Genomic DNA, 19,162 nt, shown 5'->3' on the forward strand with positions numbered 1-19,162 from the left:
ACAGTCTCGCACGCCCGTGGGGCGGGGGGACGACGCCGCGGCCCGTCGGTGCGCGCTTGTATCCTTGCCGGGTGGCTCATCTGATCGGCGGAGAAAACTTACATCTCGAGTACCCCACCAAGACCGTGTTCGACTCGGTCACCGTGGGGATCGACGAGGGCGACCGGATCGGGATCGTGGGTCGCAACGGGGACGGCAAGTCCACTCTCATGCGACTGCTCGCGGGGCGCATCGCACCGGACTCCGGGCGGGTGACCGTGCGCAGCGGGACGACCGTGGGCATGCTCGACCAGGCCGACATGCTGGACCCGGACCAGACCGTGGGCCACGCCGTGGTGGGGGACGTGCCCGACTACGTGTGGGCCGCGGATCCCAAGGTGCGGGACGTGATCTCCGGGCTCGTCTCGGACGTGGACTGGGACACCCCCGTGGGGCAGCTCTCGGGCGGGCAGCGCCGCCGGGTCGCGCTCGCGAGCCTGCTGACCGGCGACTGGGACGTGATCTTTCTGGACGAGCCCACCAACCACCTGGACGTGGACGGCATCACGTGGCTCGCGAAACACCTCAACAACCGCTGGTCCAGGAACGCCGGCGCGCTCGTGGTCGTGACCCACGACCGCTGGTTCCTGGACGCCGTGTGCACCGACACGTGGGAGGTCCACGACCGGATCGTGGAACCCTTCGAGGGCGGGTACGCGGCGTACGTGCTGCAGCGCGTGGAGCGCGACCGGCAGGCCGCCGTGGTGGAGCAGAAGCGGCAGAACCTCATGCGCAAGGAGCTCGCATGGCTGCGCCGCGGGGCACCCGCGCGCACGTCCAAGCCCAAGTTCCGCATCGACGCCGCCAACCAGTTGATCTCCGACGTCCCGCCGCCGCGCGATTCCGTGTCGCTGTCCCGCATGGCGGTGTCCCGGTTGGGCAAGGACGTGGTGGACATCGAGGACGTGTCGGTGGAGTTCCCCTCCCCCGCCGTTTCCGGTTCCGCGGGTTCGTCCGGTCTGTCCGGCCCTTCCGCGGACGACGACGGCGCCGCGACTGCCGCTTCGTCGGGCGCCTCTTCGCCTGGCGCCTCCGGTGGGACACGCGTGCTGCAGGACGTCACGTGGTTGATCGCTCCCGGGGAGCGCACGGGCATCCTGGGCGTCAACGGCGCGGGCAAGTCCACACTCCTGGGGCTCGTCACGGGTGCCGTGGAGCCCACCACGGGGCGGGTCAAGCGCGGGAAGACCGTCAAGATCGCGACCTTGACCCAGCAGCTCGCCGAGCTCGAGGACGTCGCGAACGACCGGGTCTCGGACGTCGTCGCCCGGAAGAAGACCTCCTACGTGACCGAGGGCAAGGAGATGACCCCCACCCAGCTCTTGGAGCGGCTGGGGTTCTCCTCCGCGCAGCTGAAGACCCCGGTCAAGGACCTCTCGGGTGGGCAGAAGCGGCGCCTGCAGTTGCTGCTCATCCTGCTGGACGAGCCCAACGTGTTGATCCTGGACGAGCCCTCCAACGACCTGGACACGGACATGCTCGCCGCCATGGAGGATCTCCTGGACACGTGGCCCGGGACCCTGCTGGTGGTCTCCCACGACCGCTATCTCCTGGAGCGGGTGACCGATCAGCAGTACGCGGTAATCAACGGCCGGTTCCGGCACCTGCCCGGCGGGGTCGAGGAGTACCTCAACCTCTCGGCGACCGCGGCGTCCGGCACCGCAGCCGGTTCCTCCGGGGCGTCCAACCCGCTTGCGGCGTCCTCTTCCTCCTCTGGCACTGCCCCTGCCTCCGACGGCGCTGCCCCCTCCGAGCCGCGGCTGTCCGGCGCGCAGGCGCGGGCCGCGCAGAAGGAACTGGGCGCCGTCGAACGCAAGATGCAGAAACTCGGCGAGCAGATCAAGGCATTGGACGGGACCATGGCCGCCGCGGACCCCTCGGACTTCGAAGGCCTCGGCAAGCTGGCGGCGCAGAAGTCCGATCTGCAGGAGCAGCTGGACGAACTCGAGCTGCGATGGCTCGAGCTGGGCGAGGCGCTGGAGTAGACGAGCGAGCCGGAGCTCACTCGCTCCAGGGATTCGCCTTGATGATCTCCACGAAGTTGTCGCGCTTGAATTCCGGGTCGAAGTGCTCCAGCACGTCCGCGTTCATGTTCCCGAACGTGGAGTGCGGGCGGTGCACGTTGGCGTCGTTGAACGCCTTGAGGATCTGGTTCTTGAAGTCCGGGCGGGGATGGACCTCCACCACGGCCTGCCGTTGGGCGTCCGTGAGCTCGTCGAAGTGCATGCCCAGCACGTCCGTCTCCACACCCGCACTCACGAGCGCGATCTCCGGGGCCATGAACTCGGGCACCCCGGGGGTCGTGTGCAGCGCGATCCCGAGCCACGCGTTGTGCGCCCGCTCCTGCGACGCACCGCGTTCCAGGAGGAACTCGCGGACCTCGTTCGCGCCGTCCACCTCGAAACGCAGCATGGAGTCGAAGTAGGTATCCGTGAGGCCGCGATCGTGGAACATGGCCGCCGCATACAGCAGCTCGTGGTCCACGCTCAGGTCCTGGGCCTGCCCCACGAGCGCGCCGAAGAAGAACACGCGGCGGGAGTGGTGGTAGAGCAGGTCGTCCTCGTTGTCCCGGATGTACTCGGTGATCTCCCGGGCGAGTTTGCTGTCAGGGACGGAGATGCCGGAAATGGTGTCGGTCATGAGCTGACTCCTGTTCTGGGCGGGCCGTGCATGGGCGGGCAGGGGCCGCTGCAGCTGAGGAGCCGCGCTGCCCCACCTTTCCATTGTGGGCTCGCTGCACACCCGTCCGCCAGGTCCACAGTGACAGGAACCCCTCGGATTCGGACATACTGAACACATGACAGCCCGCCATCACGTCGTCGTTCTGCTGTTCCCCGGGGTCACCCTGCTGGACGTCTCCGGGCCCGCTGAGGTTTTCGCCGCGGCCAACTCCGCGGGTGCCGACTACGCGGTGCGCTTCGTGTCGCCGTCCGGCGGAGACGTCGAGACGTCGGTGGGCGCGCGGATCGCGACCGAATCACTCGCGGATCTGAAGGGCGCACCCCGGATCGGCACGCTGCTGGTGGCCGGTGGAGAATCCCTCGCCACGCGCCCGGTGCCGGACGGCGTCGTCACGGCAGTGCGCGCCGTCGCCGACCATAGCGACCGCGTGGCGAGCGTGTGCACCGGGGCGTTCGCGCTGGCCGAGGCGGGCCTGCTCGACGGACGCCGGGCCACGACCCACTGGCGTCACGCCGCCGAGCTGGCCCGCCGCTACCCGGTAGTGACCGTACGCCCCGACGAGCTGTACGTGCGGGACGGAGCCGTGTTCACGAGCGCGGGCATCTCGTCCGGGATCGACCTCGCCCTGTCACTCGTGGCCGTGGACCACGGGCGGAACTTGGCCCACGGCGTGGCCCGGGAACTCGTGGTCTACATGCAGCGCGTGGGAGGGCAGTCCCAGTTCTCGGCCGCGCTGGACTGGCCCGCGCCGTCGTCCGCTCCCCTGCGCGAGCTGTGCGCCGATATCGTGAGCGACCCCGCGGCCGCACCCCCGGTGGCGGAGCTGGCCCGGCGCGCGCACATGAGCGTGCGCCATCTGAGCCGGCTGTTCACCGCGGAGCTGGGCGTATCGCCGGGGAAATTCGTGGAACAGGTCAGGGTCGAAACCGCCAGGTCTCTGCTGGACCGCGGGCACGGCGTCATGGACACCGCGCGACTGTCCGGCTTCGGCACGGACGAAACCCTGCGCCGCGCGTTCGTGCGGCACTTCGGCGTCACGCCCAGCTACTACCGCGGCCGCTTCCCGGCCGATCCAGTCCGGGAGCCTTACAGGTCCACGACCTCGAACTCGAGCAGCGACGCACCCGTGGCCACCGGTTTGCGCTGACCCCCGGCGTGGGCGGCCTTGGCATTACCGTCCCGCCACGCCTCGAAGTCCTCCTGGGTGGCCCACGTGGTCACCACGAAGTAGCGGTTCTCCCCCGCGACCGGGCGCAACAGCTGGAACCCCTCGAAACCGGGCTCACCGTCCACCGCGTGCTTGCGCGCCGTGAACCGGGCCTCGAGCTCGGCGCCGGCACCCTCGGGGACCTCGATGGCATTGATCTTCACCACGGACATGACTGCCTCCTGTCGTTCGTCATCACTTCTCTCCCAGGCTTACGACGCCGCCTGACCGGTCACTGCGACGAGGTTCCGGACCAGGCGGCGTCACCCGGCGACGTCGGACACGAGTTCGAACTCGGCGCGGCCCTCCGCGACGTCGGCCCGCACGAGACGCACCCGGACCTCTTTGCCGAGCGGCAAATCGGGGGCCTTGAGGATGACCTCAACGGCGGGTTCGCGGATGATGATGGTGCCGCGAGCGCCGTCGTCCTTGACCTCCACCACGGTGGCCGTGAATTCCTCGCCCACGTGCGCGGACAGCGCCAGCGTCTCGACCATGTTCACGATCCCGCGCTCGTACGCCGAGGCCTTGCGCGCGGACGCCTCCATCTCGGCCGGCAGCTGCGGCAGCGCCTCGAGCACCCAGTCGGGAACGGGGTTCCCGGCGCTGATCGCGAGGCACACCTCGCTCCCGTAGCGGTCCACGAGTCGGCGCAGCGGCGCGGTCACGTGCGCGTACGACGTCGCGAGGGCCGAGTGTTCGCGATGCTCCGGGGCCGCGCCGTGGAACGCCTCGTAACCGGCCCCCCGAAACAACAGGGTGCACGCGTGCAGCATGGCCGCGTGGGTCCCGAGCTGCGGATCGAGTGCGCGCACGAATTCCGGGTAGCTGACGTCCTCGGGCCACGGGATGCGCAGGGCGGCCGCCGTGGCCCGCAGTTTGCGGATCGCGGAGTCGGCCGCGCGGGGCAAGATGCGCAACAGGCCCGTGCCGGCGTCGAGCATCAACTGCGCGGCGGCGATGCCCGTGAGCAGCGAGATCTGGGCGTTCCACCCCTCCACGGGCAGCGCACTGCGGTGGACCACGCGCCACTGCTCGTGATCGATCACCACTTCCTGCTCGGGGATGCGCAGGCTCACCCCGCCGCGTTCCCGTTCGATCCGTTCCCGTAATTGCCCCACGGTGCGCAACAGTGTGAGGGACGGGTCCGCGGTCCCCGCGTCCAGCCGATCCTGTACTTCTCGATAGGTCAGCTGGGCGCGGCTACGCACGAGGGCCCGCCGCACCGATGTGCTGCGGAGTGCGCCCTGTTCGTCCAGCCCCAGTTCCCACAGCACGGCGGGGCGCACGGTGTGCGGCAGCAGACTCGCGGCGTCCTCCGAGAGTTCGGGAGGGTGCAACGGCGTGCGCTGGTGCGGGGCGTAGAGGGTCTGGCCGCGGCGGTAGGCCTCGACATCGATCGGATCGCCCGGGTGCACGAACGCGGCGAGGTCGGCAATCGCGTACCACACGGTGAAACCCGTATCCGCGGTGCCGATGAGCACCGCTTGGTCCAGGTCCCGGGAGCCCTCCGGGTCGATCGTGACGAGCTCGAGGTCCGTGCGGTCCAGAGACGGTAGGCGCGGTGCGGCGGCAGCGGCCACGGCGGCGTCGTGCACGGCCGGTGGGAAGTCGTCGGGGATGTTGAGCTCGTGACGCAGGGCCTCGAGTGCGCGCACGAGTGGCTCGGGAACGGGATGGACCTGCTGCGGACGGATGGCCAAGATTGACTCCTCACCCGGGGGCTCGGGGAGTGCACCGCCCGGGCCGGCCCAGACCTCGAAACCGTGGTGACGCGCCTACGTTGACCCGATTCTGCCCCGGGACACCCCGGCGGGCGGGTTCATTCGCGCGATTCGACCCGCGCGCCGGGCACGGGGCCGGCCACGGCGAGGGCGTGGCGGTGTTCCCGCACGAAGTCGAGCACGAGGCGGCGCGCGGCATCCCGCGAGCGCACCAGGAAACACACCGTGGGGCCCGACCCGGAGACCCATCCGGCGAGCGCACCCAGTTCCACGCCGTGGTTGAGCAGCCCCTCGAGTTCGGGTAGCAACTGGATCGCGGGGCCCTGGAGGTCATTGCGGATCCGGGCGGCGAGGGCATCGGGGTCCGCGTCGGCCAAGGCCGTGAGCACCGCGGTGGGGACGGGGTCGGGGGCGATGCCGGTGCGCGGGGCACTCCTCGTCGACGCGTTCGTCACCGTGTGATTGGCATCCCACTGGCGGTACACGGCCGGTGTGGACAGGCCCTGGTCCTGGGGGACGAACACGAAATGCAATTGCTCCTCCGCAGCCACCGACTCCAACTCGGTTCCCGTGCCGCGGCCGATCGCGGCACCTCCCAGGAGCATGAACGGCACGTCGGCGCCCAGGCCGGCGCCCAGTCGGAGGAGTTCGTCCGTATCCATTGGGGCGATGCCCGCGTGGCGGGCCACGAGGTCGTTGACCGCCACGAGCGCGGCGGCGGCGTCCGCGGATCCCCCGCCCATGCCGCCGGCGACCGGCACGGCCTTGCGGACATGCAGCTCGAGTCCGGGCATGGGAACGTCCAGCGCCTCACACACCGCGAGCGCGGCCTTCACGGCCAGGTTCGTCCCGTCCAGGGGGACATCGGAGAGGCGGGCGGTTCCCTCGCTCACCATGCGGGCGTACTCGCTACCGCGCTCGGCCTCCACCGTGATGCGGATCCCCACCCCACGACGGGCGATCGCGGGATTCACGGCGGCCGTCACGGTTTCCCGCAGGTCCACGGCCACGAAGAGGGTCTCCAGGGGGTGGTAACCGTCCGGGGTGGGGCTGCCCACGTGCAGCACGAGGTTCGTCTTGGCCGGGGCGCTCGCGCGGACCCGGGTCGGTGTGGGACTCATGGGTGCTCCCCCGGGTCGGTGGCAGGTACGTCGTTCACTCCGGACCGGTCTCGGGGCGCGGTCTCAACGGCTTCCGCGGGGCGCTCGTCCGGCGCCGTCCCAGTGGCAGACGCGGTTCGTGGAGTCGTGAGGTTCCCCGGAACTTCTCCGGGTCGGCTATCGGCTCCGGCCACTTCCTCCGTCCCCTCCGAACTTACCGTCCCGGCGGCCGCCGCGATCCGGGCGAAGTCGGCGACGTCGAGCCGCTCACCGCGCGCGGCGGGGTCCACACCGGCGGCGCGCAGGATCTCCTCGGCGCGGGCACCGGACCCCGCCCAGCCGCTCAGCGCCGCCCGTAAGGTCTTGCGACGCTGGGCGAATGCGGCGTCTACCACCGCGAACGTGTCCCGGCGCAGCGACTCGGCGACCGGGGGCTCGCGGCGCTCGAAGCGCACGAGCCCGGACGCGATCTTCGGGGCGGGCCAGAACACGTTCTTGCCGATCACCCCGGCCTTGCTCACGTGCGCGTACCAGGTGGCCTTCACGGACGGCACGCCGTACACGCGCGACCCGGGCCCGGCCGCCAATCGGTCAGCGACCTCGTCCTGGACCATCACGAGCCCGTGGCGCACGGTCGGGAAGGTCTCCAGGATGTGCAGCAGCACCGGCACGGCCACGTTGTAGGGCAGGTTCGCGACGAGCGCGGTCGGCTCACCGGGCAGCTCACGCACGCGGGCGGCGTCGGCCTCCACCACGGACAACCGGTCCGCAGCGCTCGGGAAGAACCGTTCCACGGTCTGGGGCAGCTGCCGCGCGAGGGGCGGGTCGATCTCCACGGCCGTGACCGACGACGACGCCGCCAACAGCCCCAGCGTCAACGACCCCAGGCCGGGCCCCACCTCCAGGACGTGTTCGTCCTGCCCCAGGTGGGCGGCGGCCACGATCCGGCGGATGGTGTTGGGATCGATCACGAAGTTCTGACCGAGCGTCTTGGTGGGGCGGATCCCCGCTTGCTCGGCGAGTTCTCGAATCTCGGCGGGGCCTAGGAGAGGGCCGTCGGTACTGGGCTCGGTCACCGGTCAATCCTACGTGGCGTGCCTGCGCGATCCGCACCCGCACCTGTGCCCGCGCCCCGCCCCGCTCACTCCCCCATACCTGAACCTTCCCTCCCACCCTTATTGGGCCCCGCGGCAATCCCACTGCACAACACGTGTGCCCCAGAACGACACCGATCACGGGATATGGATGCCTTTTCGGGACACGGATGTGCGAGCGCGAGATCCTGCTGCCGGGAAACGGGGCACGACCCAAAGTTGGCGCCCCAACCAGGTGCGCCACTCGACTGAGCGGGCGGGATCTCGGAGATCATCGAACACGATGATGCGAAGTTTCCACCCCAGATCTCGGAGCACCTCGTTGCGATACATCTCGTTCTTGTATGCGTGGTGGTTCTCGCTGTGCACCCGCCCGTTGAACTCAATGGCTGTCTTGTGTTCAGGCCACGCCAGGTCGAGCAGGCTGTAACCCAGGCGTGTGTCCACGCGAAAGTTCATAACGGGACACGGCAGGCCACACGCCAACAGCATCAACCGCGTCAAGGTCTCCATGGGAGAAAGCGTGGGAAATTGCGTGCTCTTCAATGCCGTGCGCACCGCCATGACCGCACGGGATGTCGGAGGCAGCGTCTCCAATGCCGAGTAGATGTCCGCCAGCGAGAGCGGCTCCCCACAGGATTGAGACGTCCACGCGGGTGTCGAGTCCACCGGCCTCAGATCACGATGCACCAGCAACGCATCCAGTGCGGCGGTGAGTGCCCAGCGGGACATCATGGGCGCGGCCACGACGAGTGCCTCCACCGGATGAACCAGCGTGGATCCCCACGGTCCGGCATAGGACCCCAAGCCGTAGGACTTGGTCATAAGAACACTGGGATCACGAGTTTTACACCGCTCACCATGCCATGAGAGGTGGAGAACGCGGTGAAGATGTTCGTCCAGGTCGTTACCCCGCGGCGGCGCGGGATGACACAGCGCCCGATCCGCCCATCGATAGTGGGACCCGATCGGAATCCCAAGGACTTGTAGCGCGGTGATTCCCGTGATGCGGACGGACGATCCAGGGCCGTTGAGATGACGTTGCAGCAACATGGCCCGTTGCACGTGATCCGGGGGCGAATCGGCGCGGCACCACAGCCCGTGGGCCAGTTGATGCATCGAAGGATCACGGGTCAGCTGGTGTTTCCGCCGACCCAGTTCACCGGTAGTGGCCACGAGAGGTCGTGGGCCTCGGTAAGTGGCAGTGATTCGTGAGTCCATGCCAGGAATCTAGGAACGGACGACCTAAAAATCGGAGGGCCTGGACTGGATGGGGAGTGCGGATGACCTCACGCCCCCGATCTCGCAAACATCTGTGCTCCGAAACGACACTGGATCCGCCTCGCTCCTTGCTTTTTCGGGGCACTGGTGTGGTGCAGCCCGGTTGCCGCGGTGGGGAGGTGGGTGGGTTGGTTGTGGGAGCACGCATGAGAAGCCAAGTGGGCGCAGGGTGTGGGTGGGCATGGTGGATGGGTCGCGGGGCGGGGTGGGAGCCCCTCAGAACTGCCCGCACACCCGTTCCGAATTCAGAACTGCCCGTACACCCGCTCCGAGTTCTCCCAGATCCGCCGGCACAGCTCCTCGAGGTCCGTGTCCAGGATCTCCGCCATCCCCCGCACTGTGTAGTTGACCATGTACGGCGCATTGGGCCGGCCCCTGAACGGGTGCGGCGTGAGGAACGGCGCATCCGTCTCGCACAGCACGAGCCCCGGATCCGCTTCCCGCAGCGCTGCCTTGAGCGGTGCCGCGTTCTTGAACGTCACGGTTCCCGCGAACGACATGTACCACCCGTTCTCGTTGCACAACCGCGCGAGCTCCGCGTCCCCCGAGAAGCAGTGGAACACCGTACGTTCGGGAGCCCCGGCATCACGGAGGATGCGCACCACGTCCTCGTGGGCCTCACGGTCGTGGATCTGCATGGCCACCCCGCGCCGCTTGGCGATCTCGATGTGCGCCCGGAACGACTCCTCCTGCACCGCCAACCCCGACTCCGGGGTGTGTACACGATCCATTCCCGTCTCGCCGACGCAGCGCACCCTACGCTGCCCCGCCAATTCATCGATCACCGCGAGCGCTTCGTCCAGCGAGCGCCCGCCCGTTGAGCCCGCGTCGCGTGCCCCCGTGAAACGCCCAGCCGCGGAAACTCCCCCTGGTCCATCGGACTCGAAGCGCCCCGCTCCGGACCCCTTCGCCGAGCCGTCACCCGCCGGAGCCGGTGCATCCAGGTCTCCGGAGACACCCGACCCGGCCAAGGTGGGGGCCTCGTTCGGGTGCAGCGCCACCGCGGCCAGCACCCTCGGAACCGTCTGCGCCGCTGCCACCGCGAATCGCGACGACTCCACGTCGCACCCTGCCTGGACCACCCCGCACACGGAGGCGTCCCTGGCCGTGGCCATCGCATCCACCACGGACACCCGTACCAACCCGTCCTGCATGTCCAGGTGGGTGTGGTTGTCCACCACGGGGTGCGGCAACGGCTCCGGCAGCGCAGGGAACGTGAGATTGCGACGTCGTCCTTGTGCATCCGTGTGCGCACGACGCTCCGTGCCCTCACCGTTGGGCACGTCGTCACCGGAATCGGCGACCGCGTACCGCTCCACGGTGTACGCCTCGGGCGTCTGTCCCGCCACGGGCTCGGGTCGGGCTGCGTGGTCCCACACGGATTCGGATACGGGTGTCTCGATCACCCCTCCACGATAGATGACGCGCTCCCGCCCGGCCCCGGGCAACCGCATCCGTGCGCCGCTCGGTGAGGAAGGGGCCCCGACCCCGTTCGCAATGCACCCGCACCTGGCAAATACCTGCGAACATGGGGACAAACACCCCCGGATCCCCCTGCCCGTGAGACGAGGAAATAATGGAGCAGTTCGCCGCCCGCACCAAGGCCATCCTTGACCGCATGAACTCGGTCATCGACGGCAAACCCGCCGAGACCCGCACGGCCCTGCTGACCCTGCTGGCCGGCGGCCACCTGTTGGTCGAGGACGTCCCGGGCGTGGGCAAGACCATGCTGGCCCGTACCCTGGCCGGCGCGGTGGGTGGGACGATCAACCGGATCCAGTTCACCCCGGACCTGCTCCCCACGGACATCACGGGTGTGTCGGTGTACGACCAGACCCGCAACCAGTTCGAGTTCAAACCCGGCCCGGTGTTCGCGAACGTGGTGATCGGGGACGAGATCAACCGCGCTTCGGCCAAGACCCAGTCCGCGCTGCTGGAGGCCATGGCGGAGGGCCAGGTCACGGCGGACGGCACCACGTACCGGCTGGCCGAACCGTTCATGGTCGTGGCCACCCAGAACCCGGTGGAGATGGACGGCACGTTCCCCCTCCCGGAGGCCCAGCGGGACCGGTTCATGGCGCGGATCTCCATGGGCTACCCGGACGCGGACGCCGAGGTCGCCATGCTGCGCGATCACGGCGCAGGCTCCCCGTTGACGGGTCTCGGGCCGGTCGTGGACATCGAGGAGGCCCGCGACCTCGTACGCCACGTGGCCTCGCTGCACGTGTCCACCCCGGTGCGCCGCTACGTGGTGGCACTGTGCCAGGCCACCCGCACGCACCCGCACCTGCGCCTGGGCGCGAGCCCCCGCGCGGCCCTGCAGTTGCAGGCGGCCGCCCGCGCGCAGGCCGCCCTGGCCGGACGCGACCACGTGCTGCCGGACGACGTCAAGGACGTCGCGGTGGCCGTACTCTCCCACCGCCTGCTCCTCGAGCGTCGCTCGGGTGCGGACAGCGCCCAGGACATCGTGCGCACGATCCTCTCCGACGTCCGCGTCCCCACCGAAGACGCCCCCCAGACCCGATGAAGGCCGCCGCTCCCGAGGCGCGGGTGGACTCACGCGCCAAGTTCACGGTGCGCGGGTGGTGTTTCCTGGCGGCAGCCGTGCTGTGCCTGGCTGCCGCCACGTGGCTCGGCCGCAAGGACGTCCTGGCGCTGTCCCTGTTCCTGGGCATGGTGCCGCTGCTGTCCTCCCTGGCCATGTGGCTCGTCAAACCTCGCGTCCTGCTCAAACGTTCGGTGGACCCGCCGCTCGTCACGCTCGGCGACGCCGCCCAGGTGGCCCTGCGCGTACGACGTCGCTCCGCCTTCTCCGCGCGCAACCGCACCTCGGGTGCCGGTCGAGCAAGCTCCACCCACGACCCGGTGGACCCCGCGGTCCACGACATGGGCACGGCGGGAGGCGGCCTGACGGGTGGCATGGGCGATGGCTCGGCGGATGCCGCGAACCCCGGCCGCGGGGCAGGCCCGGACACCACCGACGCGGACCGCAAGGGCACCCTCCGCTCGGGCCGCACGAGCGCCGTCGCCGCCGTGGACGTGCACGAGACCGTGGACCCCCTGCTGGGCCGGGACCAGGACGTCTCGGTACCGGTGTCCGGGGCGCCGGTCACGTACACGGTGCGCCCGCGGCGTCGGGGGATCCACGAACTGGGTCCGGCCACGGTGCGCGTGGGCGACCCGTTCGGCGTGGTGACCGAACTGCTGGACGTGGCCGAGCGGACGTCGCTGTACGTGGCCCCGGAACCCGAGGACCTCACCGAGCACGGGGTCACCATGGCGCGTGAATCCGGCAACGACCCGTCCCGGCGCGCCCAACCGCAACCGGGACCCGACAACGTGATGACCCGCGAGTACCGCCACGGTGACCCCATGCGCCGGGTGCACTGGGCGGCGTCCGCCAAGCACGGCCAGCTCATGGTGCGCCAGGAGGACCCGCGCAGCACGCGCAGCGCCGTCGTGGTCCTGGACTCCGCGGCCGAACACTGGCCGGGCGCTCGTGTGTGGGCCGGTGTGCTCGAATCCACCGAGGAGTTCGAGTGGTCGGTGCGCGCGGCGGCGTCCGTGATCGAGCACCTCACGCGCCGCGAGACCGTGGTGCACGCGCTCGACGACCAGGGCCGCGCAATGCCCCGCGGCGAGGCACCGGTGGCCGACCTGCGGGATACGGACGTCACCGACGACACCGCCACGGAAGTCGTCCACGGCCTCTCCCGAGCGGCCCTCGTGAGCCGGCCCGAATCCGAGGCGTCGACCGGTCCCCTGACCGAGCGCCTCGAACGGGAGGGGCTCTCCCACCCGCTGTTGCTGCTCACGGGCCGACTCTCCCCAGCGGCCGCGCGGCGCTACGTCACGGCAGCGGCGGCGAACACGGTGTGTTCGGTCATCATGGTGATCGACGCCCCCGCGCACCGCCCCGACAGCGCCGCGGTGTTCGAGTCCGCGGGGTGGTCCGTGGTGTTGGTGACGCGCTGGACGGACGTGGACGCCGCATGGCTCGCGACCACCCGCGGGGCCACCCTGCTGACTCCGCCGCCGCCCGACCCCGGTACCCGACAGCTGCGCATGGACGAGATGATGGGCCACGCCCGAGGGAGGGCCACCGCATGAGCACCCCCGATCCCACGCCCCACGCGGACCACGACGCCGCCACCGCGGCGCCCACGGTTCAGGGCCGCTCGGTGACCCCCGCCGCCACCGGCCTCCGGGCCGCTCCGGACGGCCGGAGCTCCGCCGGCCACTCCCGCACTCCGCACGGTCAGCACATCCAGGGAGCGCGTCCGCCCCGGCCCCGCGTGATCGAACTCAGTCTGCTTCTGCTCACCGCGATCGCCCTGGGCTGCGTGGGCATGGCCGGTGCGCTGAACGGCCTGTGGTGGCTGCCCTCCGTGGCGGCCACCGTGCTCACGGTGCTCGTGGTCACGGGCGCGGCCCGCTGGTTGCGCGTGCCCTCACCGCTCGTCACGGTCCTGGGCCTGGCCGCCCTGTTGCTCGCGTTGACCGTGGTGCACCTGCCTTCCCACGCCCTGCTGGGCTTCATCCCCACCGGGGAGACCTTCACCGCGGCCGGTGAGCTGTGGCGTTCCTCCGGCGACTTCATCTCCCGCGACGCCGCCCCCTACGGCCCGAACCCCGGGCTGGCCTTCGTGCTGTGCACCCTGGTGGGGCTGGTGACCGTGTTCATGGAAACCGTGCTCGTGGGCCTACGCATGGCCGGGCTCGCATGCCTGGGGGTCCTGGCGCTGCTCGTGCTCCCCGCGCTGACCCTGCCGGGCAGCGTCACTGCCCTCGGTCTGGCCGCGGCCGCGCTCGCCGCCCTGGCGCTGCTGGCCGGTTCACGGTTCTGGGGTGCCACGCGCGCCCAGCGCATCGCCCCGACCCCGGGAGGATTCCCCCGCGCCCTGCTCGTCATCGCCGGTGTACTCGCGGTGGTGCTGTTCATCCCCGCGGTCATGCCCGGATTCTTCAACGGGGCCTTCCCACAGGGCAGCTCGTTCACCGCGGAGCGCGCCTCCGGGGTGGGCCCGCTGCGCGCGGTGGGTCAGGACCTGCGCTCGGACGAGCACACCCGGCGGTTCTCCTACACGACCTCGGACGACCAGCCCCAATACATGCGGTTGCTCACCCTTTCCGATTTCGACCAGGACGAGTGGTTCCCGGACGTCGAGAACCTGGACGGCGATCTGTCGGGTCTGGCCGACGCCGCGCGCAACCCGGTCCCCCGCGGCACCGAGGTCTCGGCCAAGGTCATGTTCGACGACTTCTCCGAGCACTGGCTGCCAGCACCCTACGCCCCGGTGGCCGTGAGTGGACTCGGTGACGAGGGGTGGGCGTGGAATCCCCGCGACCTGTCCATCTTCAGCGAGTCCACGGGAATGTCCGGGGCCGAGTACACGGTCACGTCCGCGCTGTCACGAGCCACCCCGGAGGCACTGCGGACGGCACCGTCGGCAGCGTCGGACCCGCAGCTCGGCGACTACCTGCGGCTGCCCGCGAACCGCCCGCAATCGGTCGCGGACGCCGCGCGCACGTTCACCGAGGGTGCGGACACGGACTACGACCGCGCCCTCGCGATCCAGAACCACCTGCGCGACGACTTCCGCTACGACGTGACCGCGCCGCTCGCCCAGGGTTACGACGCCGGCGGGATGGGATCACTCGACGAGTTCATGCGCACCCGCACGGGGTACTCGGGGCATTTCGCCCCGGCCATGGCCCTCATGGCCCGGGAAGTGGGTATCCCCGCGCGGGTCGCTGTGGGTTACCTGCCCACCGCCCCGGTCGAGGACCCGGACGGCGGCCGTTCCTTCCCCGTGAGCACGGGCGATTCCCACGCGTGGCCCGAGCTGTACTTCGAGGGCGTGGGCTGGGTCCGTTTCGAGCCCACCCCCGGGGTGCCCAGCACCCCCGATTACGCGCCGGATTCGGCCCAGGACCAGGGTGGGGAGGGTTCGCAGACCCCGGAGGAGACCGCGGCGCCGAGCGACGAGCCCGAGCAACAGCCCAGCAAGGAACCCTCCGACCAGCCGTCCGATCAGCCGCGTGAACAACCCAGCGAGCAACCGGGGGACGACCCCTCGCAGGAGCCATCACCCCAGGACGAGGCGGCGCCGACCACCGCCACGGTGCCGTGGTGGCTCGTGACCGGGGTGCTCGGTCTGCTCGCGCTGCTGGCCCTCGCGGCGGCGCCGCGGGTGGTGCGCGGGCGGCGTCGTCGGGCGCGACTCGCGGCACTGCAGGACGCGTCCCTGACCCCGCAGCGCCGGGCCAACGCCGCGTGGGACGAGTTCCGCGCGCTCGCCGAGGACCACGGCGTCACCTCCCCCGCGTCCGACACGCCTCGCGTGCGGGCACGCCGGCTCGCGGCGGGGCTACCGGGTGCGCAGACCGCCGTGGATCACCTCGTCGCGGACCTGGAATCCGCGAGCTACGGCGCCCCGGACTCCCGCTGGACCCCGCGGACCACGCCGGAGGACCTCACGCTGGTCCGGGACGAGTTCCGGAAGCGGGCCTCGCGCGGCGGGCGGCTGCGCGCCGACTGGTGGCCGGCGTCGCTGTGGAGCGGCCCGCGCGGGTGACCACGACGCCGCGCGGGCGGGTCCGTCCCGCCCGCGCGGAGGCCGGGGCCGCGCCGTCATCACTGCACGGAGACCGGCAAGTCCGACCCGAGGGGCACTCGTCGGCGAGACGGTCGTTCTACATATCTGCGCGCCGTTACCGCGGGTCGGGTCAGTTCTGACCGCGCGCGGTGATCACGGCGTCGTAGAGCTTGCGTGTGCTCACCCCGTGCTCGGTGGCCACTTCGCGCGCGGCGGCCTTGAGCTTGACGTCGCTCGTGGCCACGAGGTGCTCGACCTCCTGAACGAGGTCCTCGGGCTCGGGAGCCGCGGCCGGTGGGGCACCATGCACGACTACCACGATCTCCCCGCGCACCTGGTTGTTCGCGGCCCACTCGACCAGACCCGCGAGGTCATCGCGCAGCACCTCTTCATGCAGCTTGGTCAGCTCGCGGCACACGGCCGCGCGCCGGTCCGCGCCCAGGGCGTCCCGCAGCGCGGTGAGCATCTCCGCGAGACGGTGCGGGGACTCGTAGAAGACCATGGTGCGGGGTTCGTCCCGCAGGGTCGCGAGGTGGGCCGCACGCTCGCCCGTCTTACGCGGCAGGAAGCCCTCGAACGTGAACCGGTCGGTGGGCAGCCCGGAGACCGCGAGCGCCGCGAGGACCGCCGAGGGCCCGGGGAGCACACTCACGGGCAGGTCCGCCTCGGCCGCGGCGCGCACGAGCGGGAACCCGGGGTCGGAGACCGTGGGCATGCCCGCGTCGGAGAGCACGGCCACGGTCCGACCGCGGCGCACCTCGTCCAGCAGTTCGCCGGTGCGCGCGTTCTCATTGTGTTCGTGGTGGGTGACCACCCGCCCGGTCACGGTCACGCCGAGCCCGGAGGCCAGGCGGTGCAGGGTGCGGGTGTCCTCCACGGCCAGCACGTCCGCGGTGTGCAGGATGTCCTTGAGCCGCTGGGACGCGTCCGAGAGGTTGCCGATGGGGGTGCCCACGACCACCACGGCACCGGGGCGGTGGTCCTCGGTGCCGGGGGTGGTCGTCGATGTCTGTGAACTCACCCGTCCACTCTACGAAGGTCCGCCGGTCGAACGCGGTGACGCCACCGTGGCCGGGCTGAATCTCCAGGGGTGCACCCTACGATGGGATCCGTGCCCTCGACTGTCTTCTCCCCCGCCTCGACCGCACCCGTGGCCCCCTCCGTGCGCGACCGCCTGCTCCCTGCGGTCACCCGGTTGCCCCGGTACTGGTGGGTCCCCCTGGCGCTCGTAACCCTGCTGGGCGGGGTGCTGCGCTTCGTGCACCTGTCGTGGCCGCACGCCGTGGTCTTCGACGAGACGTACTACCTCAAAGACGCCTACTCGCTGCTGCTCCACGGCACGGAGCAGCAATGGCCCGAGGGCGCGGACGAGGGTTTCGTCTCCGGGAACATCCCGGACACACAGGGTCACCCCTCTTTCGTGGTGCACCCGCCCCTGGGCAAGTGGCTCATCGCGATCGGGCTGTGGTTGTTCGGCGCGGACGACCCGTTCGGGTGGCGCTTCTCCGCGGCCCTGTTCGGCACGGCGTCCATCGCGGTGATCTGGTGCGCGGGATGGTTGTTGTTCCGCTCGGTCACCCTGGCCACGATCGCCGGTGTGCTGACCTCCCTGGACGGGCTGCACCTCGTGGAGTCCCGCCTGGCCCTGCTGGACGTCTTCCTCATGTTCTTCCTGTTGCTCGCCTTCGTCTTCGTCCTGTTGGACCGCGACGACGGTCGACGCCGCCTGCTCGCCCGCGGCCCCGGCGGCGTCCTGGGCCCGTGGTTGGGCGTGCGGGGGTGGCGGATCGCCGCGGGCGTGGCGTGCGGTGCGGCCGCAGCCGTGAAGTGGAACGCGCTGTTCAGCATCGCCGCGCTCGGGATCCTGGCGGTGCTGTGGGACATGAACGCGCGGCGGATCGCCGGGGTCAAGAACTGGTTCGCCGGTGCGGTGCTCAAGGACGGCCCGTGGGGATTCCTGAGCATGATCGGCGTGGGCGCGGTGGTGTACGTGATCACGTGGACCGGGTGGCTCACCACGAGCACGGGCTACAACCGCAACTGGGCCGAGCTGAACCCGGGCGACGGCCCGCAGTGGCTCCCGCCCGCCCTACGTTCCCTGTGGGAGTACCACGTGGCGGCCTATTCGTTCCACGCGGGGCTGTCCTCGCACCACACGTACATGGCCGGCCCGGCCACGTGGCCGGTCATGGCCCGCCCCACGTCCTACTTCTACGAATCCCCCGGACGAGGCGTGGACGGCTGCACGGTGGACTCGTGCAGCCAGGCCATCCTCAACCTGGGCAACCCCGCCGTGTGGTGGGTGGGGATCCTGGCGGTGCTGCTGGGACTGTGGTTGTGGGCGGTGCTCCGTGACTGGCGCTTCGGTGCCCTCGTGGGCGTGTACGCGGCCGGTTACCTCCCGTGGTTCCTCTACCCGGAACGCACGATGTTCTTCTTCTACGCGCTGTCCTACTTCCCCTCCATGGTCCTGCTGATCACGGGGATGATCGGGGTGCTCACAGGCAAGCTCGCGGTCCCCCGCCTGGGTGCCACCGCGGGCACGCCGTCCGCCGCGGTGCACGAGCAGGTGATCTCACCGGTGTGGGCGCGGCGCTGGCGCAGGGTGAGCCTGGTGTTCCTGCTGCTCGTGGTGGTGCTCGCGGTGTTCTTCTGGCCCGTGTGGACCGCCCAGACCATTCCCTACGAGCACTGGCGCTGGCGGATGTGGTTCACCTCGTGGATCTGAAAGAGCGTGCCGCCCGCATCCGGCGGGTCGTGGCGAGCATGACCGCGAACGCCCCGATGAGCGTCACGAGCGCCACGGCGATCGCGGCGTCGATCCAGAACTGGGTGGGATAGAGCCGGATCAGGGTGTCCGAGATGCTGAAGGTCCACGTCCCGGAGCTGAAGAACAAGGAGTGGAACGCCGCGAAGAAGCTCTGCCACCCCACCACCGCGAACACGGCCGTGAGCAGCAACAGGATCACGGTGAGCCACGAGCCCGCGAACCACGCGGAAGAGGCGGTCCCCGGGGTCGCCCGGTGCAGGTACCAGGCCGCCAGGACGCTCAGCACGAGCAGGACGAACGCGATCAGCAGCCCCCAGTACATCACGTGCTGGACGTCCCGCATGTGAGAGACCTCCGCCGGGGTGAACGCCATGCCACCCTCGCTGCTCACCAGGCCGCCCAAGTACTCGGGCGGGGCCAGGTTCATGATGTAGTCCATCCCGTAGGAACCGAACGTCATCCGTTCCTGCGTGCTCATCCCCCAGTGGTCAGCGGGGAAGCCGGGGCGGTGGTACTCGAGCCACAGGAAGACCGGGGTGGCCACGAGTCGTACCCCCAGCGCCACGAGCAGGACGGGCAGAGTGAGTGCCAGGAATCCCTGGAGGATGCGCTGCACCGCGGTGGGGCGGGGCCAGGGGCCGCGTGGGATGGAGGAGCTCACCGGGC

The 19,162-nt window shown here is 70.4% G+C and carries 15 protein-coding genes; 6 read left to right on the forward strand and 9 right to left on the reverse strand.

What is annotated here, in order from left to right:
* Positions 1-71 precede the first annotated feature (71 nt).
* Entirely contained in the window at positions 72-2,024 is a 1,953-nt protein-coding gene (locus HBK84_RS09145) for an ABC-F family ATP-binding cassette domain-containing protein (protein WP_167318721.1), read from the forward strand.
* Positions 2,025-2,040: 16 nt separating this feature from the next.
* Here HBK84_RS09145 and HBK84_RS09150 read toward each other — a convergent pair whose 3' ends face one another.
* Positions 2,041-2,679 carry an HD domain-containing protein gene (locus HBK84_RS09150; protein WP_167318722.1) on the reverse strand — a complete coding sequence of 213 codons (639 nt, stop codon included), beginning with the start codon at positions 2,677-2,679 and terminating at the stop codon, positions 2,041-2,043.
* Positions 2,680-2,836: 157 nt separating this feature from the next.
* Between HBK84_RS09150 and HBK84_RS09155 the strand changes: the two genes are divergently transcribed.
* The gene (locus HBK84_RS09155) at positions 2,837-3,868 is read left to right on the forward strand and encodes a GlxA family transcriptional regulator (RefSeq protein WP_167318723.1); all 1,032 of its coding nucleotides are present in this window, start codon (positions 2,837-2,839) and stop codon (positions 3,866-3,868) included.
* Here HBK84_RS09155 and HBK84_RS09160 read toward each other — a convergent pair.
* From HBK84_RS09160 to HBK84_RS09185, 6 genes are all read right to left on the reverse strand, one after another.
* Positions 3,808-4,101, reverse strand: a complete 294-nt coding sequence (locus tag HBK84_RS09160; RefSeq protein ID WP_167318724.1) for an antibiotic biosynthesis monooxygenase — start codon at positions 4,099-4,101, stop codon at positions 3,808-3,810. The two genes, HBK84_RS09155 and HBK84_RS09160, sit on opposite strands and share 61 nt — an antisense overlap.
* A gap of 90 nt (positions 4,102-4,191) precedes the next feature.
* Positions 4,192-5,631, reverse strand: coding sequence for an RNB domain-containing ribonuclease (locus HBK84_RS09165; protein ID WP_167318725.1), 1,440 nt, complete (start codon positions 5,629-5,631; stop codon positions 4,192-4,194).
* Positions 5,632-5,750: 119 nt separating this feature from the next.
* Positions 5,751-6,773: a 4-(cytidine 5'-diphospho)-2-C-methyl-D-erythritol kinase gene (locus tag HBK84_RS09170; RefSeq protein WP_167318726.1), complete on the reverse strand. Its 1,023-nt coding sequence runs from the start codon at positions 6,771-6,773 to the stop codon at positions 5,751-5,753.
* Positions 6,770-7,828 carry a 16S rRNA (adenine(1518)-N(6)/adenine(1519)-N(6))-dimethyltransferase RsmA gene (gene rsmA, locus HBK84_RS09175; protein WP_167318727.1) on the reverse strand — a complete coding sequence of 353 codons (1,059 nt, stop codon included), beginning with the start codon at positions 7,826-7,828 and terminating at the stop codon, positions 6,770-6,772. Before rsmA ends, HBK84_RS09170 begins: the two co-directional genes overlap by 4 nt.
* Positions 7,829-7,984: 156 nt before the next feature.
* Positions 7,985-8,671 (reverse strand): hypothetical protein, encoded by a 687-nt coding sequence (locus HBK84_RS09180; RefSeq protein WP_167318728.1) that lies wholly within the window; start codon positions 8,669-8,671, stop codon positions 7,985-7,987.
* A gap of 701 nt (positions 8,672-9,372) precedes the next feature.
* Positions 9,373-10,533 carry a TatD family hydrolase gene (locus HBK84_RS09185; protein ID WP_144931269.1) on the reverse strand — a complete coding sequence of 387 codons (1,161 nt, stop codon included), beginning with the start codon at positions 10,531-10,533 and terminating at the stop codon, positions 9,373-9,375.
* 170 nt (positions 10,534-10,703) lie between these two features.
* Here HBK84_RS09185 and HBK84_RS09190 point away from each other — a divergent pair, with 170 nt between their 5' ends.
* Genes HBK84_RS09190 through HBK84_RS09205 form a run of 3 tightly spaced genes read left to right on the forward strand, consistent with a single transcriptional unit; the run spans position 10,704 to position 15,705 of the window.
* A complete protein-coding gene (locus tag HBK84_RS09190) occupies positions 10,704-11,654 on the forward strand; it encodes a MoxR family ATPase (RefSeq protein ID WP_098053364.1) in 951 nt (316 codons plus the stop codon).
* Positions 11,651-13,237, forward strand: a complete 1,587-nt coding sequence (locus HBK84_RS09200) for a DUF58 domain-containing protein (RefSeq protein ID WP_240918922.1) — start codon at positions 11,651-11,653, stop codon at positions 13,235-13,237. Before HBK84_RS09190 ends, HBK84_RS09200 begins: the two co-directional genes overlap by 4 nt.
* Positions 13,234-15,705: a transglutaminaseTgpA domain-containing protein gene (locus tag HBK84_RS09205; protein ID WP_240918930.1), complete on the forward strand. Its 2,472-nt coding sequence runs from the start codon at positions 13,234-13,236 to the stop codon at positions 15,703-15,705. Before HBK84_RS09200 ends, HBK84_RS09205 begins: the two co-directional genes overlap by 4 nt.
* A 151-nt stretch (positions 15,706-15,856) precedes the next feature.
* On the opposite strand, the gene rsmI is transcribed toward HBK84_RS09205, so the two are convergent.
* Positions 15,857-16,747, reverse strand: a complete 891-nt coding sequence (gene rsmI, locus HBK84_RS09210; protein ID WP_167318729.1) for a 16S rRNA (cytidine(1402)-2'-O)-methyltransferase — start codon at positions 16,745-16,747, stop codon at positions 15,857-15,859.
* 81 nt (positions 16,748-16,828) lie between these two features.
* Here rsmI and HBK84_RS09215 point away from each other — a divergent pair, with 81 nt between their 5' ends.
* Entirely contained in the window at positions 16,829-18,454 is a 1,626-nt protein-coding gene (locus tag HBK84_RS09215; protein WP_167318730.1) for a dolichyl-phosphate-mannose--protein mannosyltransferase, read from the forward strand.
* On the opposite strand, the gene HBK84_RS09220 is transcribed toward HBK84_RS09215, so the two are convergent.
* A complete protein-coding gene (locus tag HBK84_RS09220; RefSeq protein ID WP_167318731.1) occupies positions 18,438-19,157 on the reverse strand; it encodes a TIGR01906 family membrane protein in 720 nt (239 codons plus the stop codon). The two genes, HBK84_RS09215 and HBK84_RS09220, sit on opposite strands and share 17 nt — an antisense overlap.
* Positions 19,158-19,162 lie beyond the last annotated feature (5 nt).

The organism is Kocuria sp. KD4 (genome assembly GCF_011769905.1).
GTDB classification, from domain to species: Bacteria; Actinomycetota; Actinomycetes; order Actinomycetales; family Micrococcaceae; genus Kocuria; species Kocuria marina.

Coding starts and splice junctions, on each gene's coding strand:
- HBK84_RS09155 (WP_167318723.1), top strand. CDS start 2,837: ATGACAGCCCGCCATCACGTCGTCGTTCTGCTGTTCCCCGGGGTCACC.
- HBK84_RS09190 (WP_098053364.1), top strand. CDS start 10,704: ATGGAGCAGTTCGCCGCCCGCACCAAGGCCATCCTTGACCGCATGAAC.
- HBK84_RS09180 (WP_167318728.1), bottom strand. CDS start 8,671: ATGACCAAGTCCTACGGCTTGGGGTCCTATGCCGGACCGTGGGGATCC.
- HBK84_RS09160 (WP_167318724.1), bottom strand. CDS start 4,101: ATGTCCGTGGTGAAGATCAATGCCATCGAGGTCCCCGAGGGTGCCGGC.
- HBK84_RS09200 (WP_240918922.1), top strand. CDS start 11,651: ATGAAGGCCGCCGCTCCCGAGGCGCGGGTGGACTCACGCGCCAAGTTC.
- HBK84_RS09170 (WP_167318726.1), bottom strand. CDS start 6,773: ATGAGTCCCACACCGACCCGGGTCCGCGCGAGCGCCCCGGCCAAGACG.
- HBK84_RS09215 (WP_167318730.1), top strand. CDS start 16,829: ATGGGATCCGTGCCCTCGACTGTCTTCTCCCCCGCCTCGACCGCACCC.
- HBK84_RS09205 (WP_240918930.1), top strand. CDS start 13,234: ATGAGCACCCCCGATCCCACGCCCCACGCGGACCACGACGCCGCCACC.
- HBK84_RS09150 (WP_167318722.1), bottom strand. CDS start 2,679: ATGACCGACACCATTTCCGGCATCTCCGTCCCTGACAGCAAACTCGCC.